The 11680-nt window shown below is 71.7% G+C and carries 9 protein-coding genes; 3 read left to right on the forward strand and 6 right to left on the reverse strand.

Features of this window, described 5'->3' with window-relative positions:
* From Q9R47_RS24000 to Q9R47_RS24010, 3 genes are all read right to left on the reverse strand, one after another.
* A partial coding sequence (locus Q9R47_RS24000; RefSeq protein WP_311235613.1) for a type VI secretion system tip protein TssI/VgrG occupies nucleotides 1–788 on the reverse strand: 788 nt, incomplete at its 3' end.
* A 263-nt stretch (nucleotides 789–1051) separates the two neighbouring features.
* Entirely contained in the window at nucleotides 1052–2416 is a 1365-nt protein-coding gene (locus tag Q9R47_RS24005) for a sulfatase-like hydrolase/transferase (RefSeq protein WP_311235620.1), read from the reverse strand.
* A gap of 11 nt (nucleotides 2417–2427) precedes the next feature.
* Complete coding sequence (locus Q9R47_RS24010) at nucleotides 2428–3420, reverse strand: Bug family tripartite tricarboxylate transporter substrate binding protein (protein WP_311235614.1); 993 nt, start codon at nucleotides 3418–3420, stop codon at nucleotides 2428–2430.
* Nucleotides 3421–3507: 87 nt separating this feature from the next.
* On the opposite strand from Q9R47_RS24010, the gene Q9R47_RS24015 reads away from it, so the two are divergent.
* The 3 genes from Q9R47_RS24015 to priA all read left to right on the forward strand — a co-directional run bounded on the left by Q9R47_RS24015 (nucleotide 3508) and on the right by priA (nucleotide 8181).
* Nucleotides 3508–4131, forward strand: a complete 624-nt coding sequence (locus tag Q9R47_RS24015; protein ID WP_311235615.1) for a MarR family winged helix-turn-helix transcriptional regulator — start codon at nucleotides 3508–3510, stop codon at nucleotides 4129–4131.
* A gap of 63 nt (nucleotides 4132–4194) precedes the next feature.
* On the forward strand, nucleotides 4195–5307 hold the full coding sequence (gene hemE, locus Q9R47_RS24020; RefSeq protein ID WP_311235616.1) for a uroporphyrinogen decarboxylase: 1113 nt from the start codon (nucleotides 4195–4197) through the stop codon (nucleotides 5305–5307).
* Nucleotides 5308–6057: 750 nt separating this feature from the next.
* Nucleotides 6058–8181 (forward strand): primosomal protein N', encoded by a 2124-nt coding sequence (priA, locus tag Q9R47_RS24025; protein ID WP_311235621.1) that lies wholly within the window; start codon nucleotides 6058–6060, stop codon nucleotides 8179–8181.
* 43 nt (nucleotides 8182–8224) lie between these two features.
* Here the strand turns inward: priA and xopF2 are convergent, their stop codons facing one another.
* The 3 genes from xopF2 to Q9R47_RS24040 all read right to left on the reverse strand — a co-directional run.
* Nucleotides 8225–10573, reverse strand: a complete 2349-nt coding sequence (xopF2, locus tag Q9R47_RS24030; protein WP_311235617.1) for a type III secretion system effector XopF2 — start codon at nucleotides 10571–10573, stop codon at nucleotides 8225–8227.
* A complete protein-coding gene (locus Q9R47_RS24035) occupies nucleotides 10570–11076 on the reverse strand; it encodes a hypothetical protein (protein WP_311235618.1) in 507 nt (168 codons plus the stop codon). The genes xopF2 and Q9R47_RS24035 overlap by 4 nt, the downstream gene beginning before the upstream one ends.
* 159 nt (nucleotides 11077–11235) lie before the next feature.
* A partial coding sequence (locus Q9R47_RS24040; RefSeq protein WP_311235619.1) for an AEC family transporter occupies nucleotides 11236–11680 on the reverse strand: 445 nt, incomplete at its 5' end.

Raw genomic sequence — 11680 nt, forward strand, 5'->3', positions numbered from 1 at the left:
TGCTGCACGTAGCCGCCGGGCCACTCGTAGATCTCGTACGCATCGTGCGCATGGCCCGGCGGCTGCTGGCGCATGTTGGAGAGGTCCGAACGGGGCTTCTTGAAGTCGTAGTCGTCGTTGTAGTACCTGCCGGGCTTGATTTCCTCGCCCAGGCTCCACGCGTGGATGTTCTCGCGGTCGGCCGTGGCGGACTTCTCGGGCGGGTAGAAGGGGATGGTCGCTGCGCCCGGCAAAGGATCATGGCAGGCGACGATGTCGTCGGCGATCACCAGGGTGTGCTGGCCGCTCGCGTGCTGGAAGTAGTAGTACGCGCCCTCGTGCTCCAGTAATCGCGAGACGAAGTCGAAATCGCTCTCGCCATATTGCACGCAGTAATCCCAACTGCGATAAGCCCGCGTGAGCTTCATCTGCAGCGGATAGCCGTAGCGGCTCAAAACCTCTTCCACGATCTGCGGGACGGTCTTGAACTGGAATATCTTGAAATCCTGCCGCCGTGTGGCGACCCAGAGCCAGGGTTGCAGGCGCAAGTGGTATGAGTAGAACCGGTGGTCCTGGCCCTGCATGCCGAAACGCGTGACCAGGCCATCCAGGTAGCGCTTGCCACCGCCCTGCGTCTCGATCTCCACCGTCGCCGTCTTGCCGAGCAGTGCCTTGGGATCGATGCTCTGACTCTCCGAGCGCAGGTCGATGTCGAAGGAGAAAAGCTGGCTCAACTCCTCGCTGCCCCGCAACTGCCTGAACTGCAACTGCTCTCCCAGGGGCGTCCGGATGGTGACGCGGCGTGTCATTGTTATGCGGCTGCAGCCCTCTCGTTGCTGCAGAGTCAAGTTGGAATCGGCCGGATGATAGGTCGGCAGACCGAAAAACTCGACAGGCTATGGACGAAATATTGTTTTCAAATGTTTTCGCAATGGCTGTCCGCTCTGCAAAACCCGCCAGCATTAATAAAAATTATGAATTTTATTAACAACTCCCACCTTTGCTTTTAACTCACCCGGACAGGATTGCCACACCCGCGCTCCCGCAGCGCATGTAGCGACCCACCGCTCCATTACCGCGCCGGCATGTCCTTGTCCGTATAGCAAAGGCTCACCGTCGCATCCCCCGGAATCGCCGGCATGGTCGCCTCCCATGCTTCCCAGGCCTGCACCATCTCCGCCAGCCTTCCCGGCTGCAGCGGTGCCAGGTTCGCCCGCTCGCGCTCGTCCTGCGCGAGGTTGAAGAGGTAATCCACGCCGTCCACCCGCAGGTATTTCCAGTCGCCCTGCCGCATGGCGCGCTGGCCGCGGTGGTTCATGCGCCAGAACAGCGGGCGGTCGGCGGCGCCCGTCCAGGCCGCGTCGTGCAGCAGCGGGGCCAGGGTCCGGCCGTCCCACGGGTAGTCGGGGTGCGGCTGCGCGCCGCCCAGTTCCAGCATCGTGGCGCTCCAGTCCATGGTCAGGCAGGGCCGGGCGCTGGTGCCGCCGGGGGCGATGGCGGCGGGCCAGTGGGCGATCCAGGGCACGCGGATGCCGCCTTCGGTGAGGTCCATCTTGCCGCCGACGAGGGGCCAGTTGTCGGAGAAGCGTTCGCCGCCGTTGTCGCTGGTGAAGACGACCAGGGTATCGCGCTCCAGGCCATGGGCGCGGAGCGTGTCCATGATGCGGCCGATGCCTTCGTCCATGTGGTGGACCATGCGGCGGTAGGTTTCCACGTTGCCGCCGGCCAGGTGGTAGATGGCCTGCTTGCTCTCGCGCAGTTCGTGCGCCAGCGCTTCGTCGTCGCGGGTCTCCCAGGGCCAGTGGGGGGCGGTGTAGTGGACGCTCAGGAAGAACGGCGTGCCCTGTTTTGCATCTTCGGCCATGCGGTCGATGTAGTCCACCGCGTGGTCGGTGATGAGGTCGGTGAGGTAGCCCTCTTGCGCCTTTTCTTCTTCGCCGAACCAGAGGTCGTGCGAGCCGTTGGCGCCGCAGTGGGTGAAGTAGTCCACGCCGCCGGACATGGGGCCGAAGAATTCCTCGTAGCCCGACTTCAAGGGGCTGAAATGCGGCGGATAGCCCAGGTGCCATTTGCCCATGAGGGCGGTGCGGTAGCCGGCGTCCTTCAGCAGCGAGGGAAGCGTGGGGTGGGCGGGCGGCAGGCCCAGGCGGTCGTTGCCGCGCGTGGCGGTACGGATCGGTTCTTCGGCCGCGCCGCGCAGGCGGTACTGGTAGCGCGCCGTCATGAGCGCGAAGCGCGTGGGCGAACAGACGGGCGAGTTGGAATAGCCCTGGGTGAGCTTGAGGCCGTTGGCGGCAAGTCCGTCCAGCACGGGCGAGACGGGGCCGAAGGCGGCATCGCGGCCGCCGTAGCACCCCAGGTCGGCGTAGCCCATGTCGTCGGCGACGATGAAGACGATGTGGGGCCGCGGCGCGGCGCGGTCCGCGGGGGCGTTCATCGGCACGGCGCTCACGGGCGGTATCCCGAGTTGCGGATCACGGGCTCCCACTGCTTGCGGTAGGCGGCGATGCTCTCGCGCGTCTGCGCGGGCGTGCTCACCACCGGATCGAGGTGGTTGGCCTTGAACTGTTTGACGACTTCCTTGTCCTGCATCGCCTTGTGGACGGCGGCGGCGTAGCGGTCCACCTGCGCGGCGGGCATGGAGCGCGGCGCGAACAGGGTGTTCCAGCCGGAAGCCGCCAGGTCCACGCCCGATCGCCGCAGCGTGGGCACCTGGGGCAGGTCCGGCAGGCGCTGCTCGCTGGAGACGGCCAGCAGGCGCAGCTTGCCGGCCTCGAACTGGGGCTGCAGGGCGTCGAGCGTGTCCACGGCGACGGGGATCTGGCCGCCGATCAGGTCGGTGAGCAAGGGGGCCGATCCGCGGTAGCCCACGGCCTCGGCGGCCACGCCGGCCTTCTGCCCCAGCATGAGCGCGAAGAAGTGCGGCAGGCTGCCGGTGGCGGGCACGCCGATGTTGGCCGAGCGCGGGTTGGCACGCATCCAGGCCAGCAGGTGCTGCAGCTCGCGCACCGGCACGGCGGACCCCACGGCCACGCCGAAGACGTAGTTGTTCACCTCGCTCACGGGCACGAAATCCTGCTCGGGCTGGTAGCCGAGGTCGCTCACTACCAGGGGCGAGACGACCATCACCGCGGGGTTGGCGAGCAGCAGCAGCGGCGGGTTGGCCGGCGCGTTCTTCACGTACTGGGCCGAGACGCGGCCACCCGCGCCCACCTTGTTCTCGACGATGACGGGGGTGCCCAGCTCATGCTGCAGCCGGTCGGCCAGGATGCGGGCGACGCGGTCGCTCGATCCGCCGGCGGCGTAGCCCACGACGATGCGCAGGGGCGCGTCCTGCGGCGCCGTTTGCGCCAGCGCGGCGCCCGCGCCCAGGGAGGCGGCGGTGCCCAGCAGGGCCGGGCGGGCCAGGGTGTTCAAGAGGAATTCGCGGCGTCGTGCCATGGCAGTGCTCCATCAGCGGGGGATGCGCCGCACTGTACGCACTGGCCCGACAATTGTTTTAATCAACCCCGATGAGGAGATTCCCGCATGGCCGCGTCCCGCCCCGTGCCTGGCCGCGCCACCGCTCCGGCCTCTGACCCCGTACGCGCATCCGCCCCCCTGCCCGGCGCCGCGGCGCATCCCCTGGCCGAGCCGGCGCAGCCCGGTGACCTGCTGCTCTACCGGCTGGTGAAGCTCGCGGCATCGTCGGGCCGGCTGATCACGCGGCTGTGCGAGCGCACCCACGGCATCACGCGGCGCGAATGGGGCGTGCTGATGTGGCTGGCGCAGGAGCCAGGACTGCCGCCCTCGGTGCTGGCGCAGCGGCTGGAGCTGGACCGCGCGCGGGTGTCGCGGGCCGTGACCTCGCTGCAGGCCAAGGGGCTGGTGCGCAAGAGCGCCGCGCCGGCCGGCCAGCCGGCCTCGGCGCTGCACCTGACGGAGGAAGGCAGCCGGCTGCACGCCGCGCTGTGGCCGCAGGTGCGGGCCATCAACCAGCAACTGGCGCGCAGCCTGGACGCGGACCACCTGGAGCAGCTGGCGCGGGGGCTGGCGCAGCTGCAGGAAGAAGCCGCGCGGCTGGAGCGGCAGGCGCCGGAAGCACCGCCGTTTCCGCCGCGCAGCGGGGGGGCGCGCCACCGGGAGCCCGCGGGCAGCCCTCCGGCGTCTTGACCTGGGGCAAGACAGCGGCACGCGCCGAGGCCCCGCGCCGGACGTGCCTGCGACAATGGCCGGATGACTTTCGCCCCGCTCCAGAACGACACCTTCCTGCGCGCCTGCCGCCGCCAGGCCACCGACTACACGCCCCTGTGGCTGATGCGCCAGGCCGGCCGCTACCTGCCGGAGTACAAGGCGACGCGCGCGCGGGCGGGCAGCTTCATGGGGCTGGCGACGAACGTGGACTACGCCACCGAGGTGACGCTGCAGCCACTGGAGCGGTTTCCGCTGGATGCGGCGATCCTGTTCTCCGACATCCTCACGGTGCCGGACGCGATGGGCCTGGGCCTGTCGTTCGCCGAGGGCGAGGGACCGCGCTTCGCCCGCGTGGTGCGCGACGAGGCCGCAGTGGCCGAACTCGCCGTGCCCGACATGGAAAAGCTGCGCTACGTGTTCGACGCGGTGACGTCCATCCGCCGCGCGCTGGGTGGCCGGGTGCCGCTGATCGGGTTCTCCGGCAGCCCCTGGACGCTGGCCTGCTACATGGTGGAGGGCAAGGGCAGCGACGACTACCGGCTGGTGAAGACGCTGATGTATTCCCGCCCGGACCTGATGCACCGCATCCTGGCGATCAATGCCGATGCCGTGGCCGCCTATCTGAATGCGCAGATCGACGCGGGCGCGCAGGCGGTGATGGTTTTCGACAGCTGGGGCGGCGTGCTGGCGGACGGCGCCTTCCAGGCGTTCAGCCTGGCCTACACACGGCGCGTGCTGGCGCAGCTGAAGCGCACCGGGGTGGACGGCACCGACGTGCCGCGCATCGTGTTCACCAAGGGCGGCGCGCTCTGGCTGGAGGACATGAACGGCCTCGATTGCGAGGTGCTGGGCCTGGACTGGACGGCCAACCTGGCACGCGCCCGCGCCCTGGTGGGCGGCGCCGTGGGCGGCCCGGGTAAGGCGCTGCAGGGCAACATCGACCCGAACGTGCTGTTCGCCCCGCCGGAGACCGTCGCCGCGCAGGCGCGCGCCGTGCTGGACGCCTTCGGCACGCCGCACACCGACCGCGGCACCACCGGCCCGACGCACATCTTCAACCTGGGCCACGGCATCAGCCAGCACACGCCGCCGGAACACGTGGCCGCGCTGGTGGAAGCCGTGCATACCTACTCGCGGACGCTGCGCGCGGGGTGAAGCCGGGCTCCGGCCCCGCGGCGTGGCGGGCCGCGGCCCGAGAGCAGCCCGCGGATACGGTCGGGTCGCACTTATGCACACCGCGCCGCGCGCTGCAATGCAGCATCAGGCAACTGCGGCGCTGCCGTCGGTGTTCCGAAGTTTTTTTACGGGGCAGCGCCAAGTCGTTGATTCATATAGGCATGCCAGGGGTGCCGAAAATCCGGGCACCGGCGCAGAAGCCAGTGCCATCAAGGATCTGCGCGGTGTCCCCAGCGGATATCAACAAAGTTATCCACAGAATTTCGGGATTTCCCCAAAAAGCCCGAGAAATCAAGCACTTGCCGGGCGAATCGCAGGCGAAGCGGCAATCCGAGGGCCCGCCTAGCACATTCCAGAGCCCCGCGGAACTCTTGACAAGTGGACTTATGCACACTCCGGGGCGCCCAGACCTGTAACAATCCACAGGATCAGGCTCACAGAAAAACATGAGGTGATGCGACCTAAGTCATTGTTTTTAAATGAATTTTTCCGAAACGGCGCCGTGACTCGGGAACGCCGACCCGCGCAGTCATGCACCGCCTGCCCCCTGGCTGTCCACGGATGCCCACAAAGTTATCCACAGATCGGCGGGAAAACGTCTTCCGGGGTGATGCCGGCACCCTCCGCCCGCTTGGGGCAGACTCCGGCGCTGCCGCCGATACTCGCACCGTGCCCTCCTCCGCTCCCCCTCCGTCCCCGTCTCCGCCGCCCGCCCGCGCTCCCGATCCCGTGATCGTGTCGGTGGCGGTGCAGACGCCCACGCACAGCGCGGTGGGCGAACCGCTGAGCTATGCGAGTCGGATAGCGATCGCGCCGGGCACCCTGGTGCGGGTGCCGCTGGGTTCGCGCGAAGTGCTGGGGGTGGTGTGGGATCCGCCCCTGCAGGCCGCTGCGCTGCCCGCCGGCGCGGCCGTGCGGCCCGTCGCGGGCGTGCTGGAGGGCCTGGCGCCGCTGGACGCGTCCTGGCGCCGCCTGGTGGCATTCGCGGCCCGCTACTACCAGCGCGCGGTGGGCGAGGTGGCACTGGCAGCGCTGCCGCCGCAGTTGCGCGATCTCACCCCGGAGCAGCTCGCGCGGCGGCTGAAACGCGCCCCCGCTGCCGCGGCCCCGGTGGCCGCCGAGGCCACGCCGCCCTATGCGAGCGAGCCCCACGACCTGAGCCCCGAGCAGCGGGCGGCGACGGAGCGCATCGCGGCCGAGCCCGGCCCGTTCCTGCTCTACGGCAGCACGGGCAGCGGCAAGACCGAGGTGTATCTGCGCTGCGTGCAGCAGGCCCTGGCCGCCGACCCCGCCGCCCAGGCGCTGGTGATGGTGCCGGAGATCAACCTCACGCCGCAGCTGGAGGCGCGCTTCCTCGCGCGCTTCGCACCGCTCTACGGCGCGGACAGCGTGGTGTCGCTGCACAGCGGCATGACGAATCCGCAGCGGCTGAAAAGCTGGCTGGCCGCGCATTCCGGGCAGGCGCGCATCGTGCTCGGCACGCGCATGGCGGTGTTCGCGAGCCTGCCGGGCCTGGCGCTGATCGTGGTGGACGAAGAGCACGACGCGAGCTACAAGCAGCAGGAGGGCGCGCGCTACTCGGCGCGCGACCTGGCCATCTGGCGCGGGCGGGAACAGGGCGCGAAGGTGATCCTCGGTTCGGCCACGCCGTCGCTGGAGAGCTGGCACGCGAGCCGCCCGCCCGCCGAGGGCGATCCGGGCGGGCGCTACCTGCGGCTGCACATGCCCAGCCGCATCGGCGCGGGCGCGCTGCCGCGCGTGCGGCTGGTGGACATGGCGCAGCAGCCGCGCGGCGCGGTGTTCTCGCCGCCGCTCGTGGCCGCCATCACCGAGCGCGTGGAGCGCGGCGAGCAGTGCCTTGTGCTGCTGAACCGCCGCGGTTTCGCCCCGGTGCTGCACTGCACCGAATGCGGCTGGAAGAGCGACTGCCCGCACTGCAGCGCCCACCAGGTGTTCCACAAGATCGACCGCACGCTGCGCTGCCACCACTGCGGCTTCGCGCAGCGCGTGCCCTATGCCTGCCCGAGTTGCGGCAACCCGGACATCGCGCCCATCGGCCGCGGTACCGAGCAGCTCGAGGAACAGCTCGCCCAGCTGCTGCGCAACGTCATCACGCCGGAGCGGCGCGCGGCGCGCGTGGCCCGCATCGACGCCGACACCACCAGGGCCAAAGGCGCGCTGGAGGAGCAGCTCGCCCAGGTGCATGCGGGCGAGGTGGACGTGCTGGTGGGCACGCAGATGGTGGCCAAGGGGCACGACTTCCGGCGGATCACGCTGGTGGCGGCGGTGCAGCCCGATGGCGCCCTGTTTTCGAGCGATTTCCGGGCGCCCGAGCGGCTGTTCGCGCTGCTGATGCAGGCGGCCGGCCGCGCGGGCCGGGACGCGGCCTACGTGGCGGCCCAGGGCAGCCCCTGCGAGATGTGGGTGCAGACCTACCACGCGGACCATGCCGTGTATGCGGCGCTGCGCCGGCACGATTACCCGGCTTTCGCGGGCCGGCAGCTCGCCGACCGTGCCGAGGCCGGGATGCCGCCCTTCGCCTACCAAGCGCTGGTGCGTGCCGACGCGCGCACGCAGGAGGTGGCGCAGGGATTCCTGACCGCATGCGCCGAGGCGGCGCGGGAGGCCGGCCTGCCGGGGCTGGAACACGTGACGGTCTTCCCGCCCGTGCCGCTGGCGATCCAGCGCGTGGCCGACGTGGAGCGCGCGCAGATGCTGCTGGAGAGCCCGAGCCGCGCGGCGCTGCAGCGCTTCCTCGCGGCCTGGCAGCCGGTGCTGCACGCCTGCCGGTCGGACCCGGCCCACCGCGGGCTGGTGCGCTGGCTGGTGGACGTGGATCCGCTGGCGATCTGAGCCGTCGCCGCCCTCTCCATCTCCCGACGGGTTCGAGCCCGTATCAATCGGCGTGCGGCCGCGGGCCCTCCCGCCAGGCGACCAGCGCCTCGCGCTGTTCGAGCAGCCGCTCGACGTGCTCCAGCCGCGCGCGCATGCGCTGCAGCCGCGGCACGTCCAGGCCTTCGGCGGCCAGGATGGCCTGGGGGTAGAGGGCGGTCAGCCGGCGCAGCCGGCCCGCGGCCCGTGCCACCGTCGCCTTCTGGATGATGCCCTGCGGGCTGAGGTCCAGCAGCTCTTCGACGCTGGCGCGTGCCGCCTCGGTGGCCTGGCGCAGGCGCGGGTCCTGCATCCGGATCCGCGGGGCCCGGCCGCCCTCCAGGTCGTGCGGCGCGTCGGCCGGGCCCGCAGCGGCCCCGCGCGGCGGCAGCACGGGCGAGGCGAAGGCGCGCAGCGACGGGCTCAGCGCCCGCTGCAGGTCCTCGTCGAGGCCGCGCATTTCGGCGCGGGCCTCGCGCCAGAGGCGCTCCTGCGTCTGGTCGCGGCGGCGGTCCAGGCGGGCGGCCAGCTCGCCGCTGATGTCGCCCATGAGCGCCTTCCAGCCGCTCCATCCCAGTTCGCTGAAAAAGCTCTGCCCCGCCTGCTGCAGCACGCTGCCGGTGGAGGCGGTCGCCTCGCCGCTGTCCGGCACGCCGTAGCGCCCGCGCACGATCGACGCGAACTGCAGGCCCGCCGAAGCGGCCACCGCGCCGATCAGCACATTGCCCCCCACGCCGCGCACGAAGAAATCGCGCGCGGCGTGGAAGGCCCCGGCGCCCGTGCGCATGGCCTCGCCCAGCAGCGGCGCCGCCTCCTGCACCACGTTCCATGCGAAACCGGGCAACCGCTTCGCGTCGCGCCAGCGCAGCGGGGCCTGGGCCTCGTCGGGCACCGCGAGGCGGAACAGGTTCACGCGCTGCGTGCCCCCGAGCAGATCGGGCACCTCGACCTGACCGGTGCGCGGCAGCGCCTTGGTCGCCTCCAGCACCGCCTTGTTCACCGCCGCCGCCGTGCCCGACGCCACGGCGCCGAACGCCATGGCCTTGCCCGGCGAGGCCAGCGTCGCGGCGTCGCTCGCCCAGCGCCGCAGCGCGTTCGCGCTGGCCGTGAGCACCGGCTTGAGCAGCGTGGCCTCGGCCTTGCCGTCCATGAGCTTCTGGCGCGTTTCGGCCAGTTTGCGGTCGTCGTGCGCCGCGCCACGCAGGGCATTGCGGGTCGGGCGGTCCACGCTTTCGGTCACGGCCCGGTGCCCGACCTCCGAGTCCCGCACGGGCCTCCAGAAGCGCTTGGCGCCCTCGGCCGTCACCTCCAGCTGCACGGGCGCGGGATCGGGGATGAGCACTTTCGGGTCCACGGCCTTGAAGGCCGGCATGTTCGCCACGCGCGCGCGGCGGTCCATGGCGGGAAGCAGGATCGATTCGACCACGTAGTTGGCGGCCCCCGCCACCAGGCCCCCCAGCGCGGCCGGCCGGATCCTGGCGGCGCGCTCGCTGTCCCGGGTGCCCTGCAGGACCGCGATCGCACCGCCCGGGGGCGTGCGGGTGGCGGAGATCAGGAAGCCCTTGAGGCATTCGTAGGCGATCGCGATGGAAGCGCGCGGCAGGCCGACGGCGTCCATGGATTCGCCGAAGCGGTAGCCGCCCGCCTCGCCGTAGGCACGGTGCCGCTCCAGCAGGCGCTCGCCGGCCCATGCGACGTATTCGGCCTCCATCTGCGCCTGCACCTCGGCGCGGCCCTGCACGTCATGGGCCAGCGGCATGGCGGCCAGGTGCGCCGCGAGCTGCTGGCGGAACAGGTCCGCCACCGCGCGCGGGTCTGCCCCGTGGCTGCCTTGCGCAGCTTCTTCGCGGGCCACGCCGCGGGGCTCCACCGTGTCGAGGTCGGACGACGACGAGGAGTCGCTGCGCTCCAGCGCGCTGCCATCCGTGAACGCGCTCCGCACGGAACCGTTGCGGCCGGAACGCGCGGGCAGGCCCGGGTCATACCCGTCGGCCTCCGGCAATTCCATGCGCGCCGAGAAGAAGGCCGGTTCCGCCGCCTGACGGCGCCTGCTGGCATCGCGCGCCGGCACCGGGGCATCGGAGAGTGCGGTGGCTGCGGAGCGGAACGAGGAGGCGGTGGATGCGCGCCCGCTCTCGTCCCGCGCCGTGGGCGGCAATGGCGCGCGGCGCGGCGACACCGTGCCCGCCGGGGAGCCGGCGCGCGATCGCCGGCCCGACGCCGCGAGGCGTGCGAGCTCCTGCGCGGCAGCAGGGATCGGCGTGGAAGCGCCCGCGCCGGCCGGCTGCGGGCGGCGCGCGCCCTCCTGCGCAGCCGGGAAGCGGTCCGACCGTTCGGGGCCGCGCAGCAGCGCCTGGCCGGGGCCCGGGATCACGACACTGCCCCGGTGCCGGCCAGGTTCCGGGCTTCCCGGTCACCCGCCCCGGGATCGGTGCCATCGGCGGGCACCAGCACGTCCAGCGCGGCGCGCGCCAGCACGTGGCCGCGGTCCAGGTCCGCGGCCACCTGCGCGGCGTCGTGCTGCGCCTGCAGCGGCCGCAGGGCCAGCAGCCCGCCGCCGGCCATCAGCCCCAGCAGCCATCCCTCGCCGTGCAGCAACTGCTCCTGCACGCCCAGCAGCCGCGGCACGTCGGGCCCGCCCAGTTCGGCTGCCGCCAGCGGCAACAGCACCTCGGGATGGCCGATCCAGCGGCCTCCGACGATGCCCGTGTGGACGCGGCACAGCAGGCCCGAAGGACCGGCGAACGGCTCGCCCGACTCCAGCGCCTGCAGCGCGTCCGCGGTCACGCCGAGCTGCAGGCCGATCTGCGCGAGGAAGGCGCGTGCGGCGCCGGGCGGGCGGGTTGGAATGGGGACATGGGGGGAAGTCGGGGTCATGGCACGGCTCCAGGAAGGCAGTCATCGGCACCACGGATCCGCAGTGCATGGGAGCACTTTCAGGAAGTCACGTAACGCCGCGGTGACTCCCGCGAAGCGGATGCCGGCCATGCGAAGTGCCGGCAGGCCGCCGGGGACGGCTGCGCAGCGCGCAAGCCCTCAGGCCAGCAGGGCCACCGCGGCCGAGAAGCTCAGGAACGCCAGCGCCGTGGACAGCAAAATGGTGCGCGCGATGCGCCCCGTGTGCGCGCCGAAGCGCTCCGCCAGCAGCGAGACGTTGCTCGCGGCCGGCAGCGCCGCCGCCAGCACCAGCGCGGTGTGCGCGGGTGCCGCCAGCGGCAGGCCCGCCGCGATCGCGCCATGGCCGGCCCCCCAAACGAGCAGCGGGTGCGCCACCAGCTTGGCGAGCGCCGCGCCCAGGCCGTCGCGCGGGCGCAGCGCCTCGTGCGGATGCGCCGACATGCCGGCCCGCGCCAGCACCGCGCCGATCGCGAAGAGCGCCACGGGCGCGGCAGCGTCGGCCAGCAGGCCGACGGTGCGGCCCAGCGGCCCGGGAAGGGCGAAGTGCAGGCCCGACGCCAGCGCGCCCAGCGCGATCGACCAG

The organism is Acidovorax sp. PRC11, from assembly GCF_031844105.1.
Lineage (GTDB): Bacteria > Pseudomonadota > Gammaproteobacteria > Burkholderiales > Burkholderiaceae_C > Paracidovorax.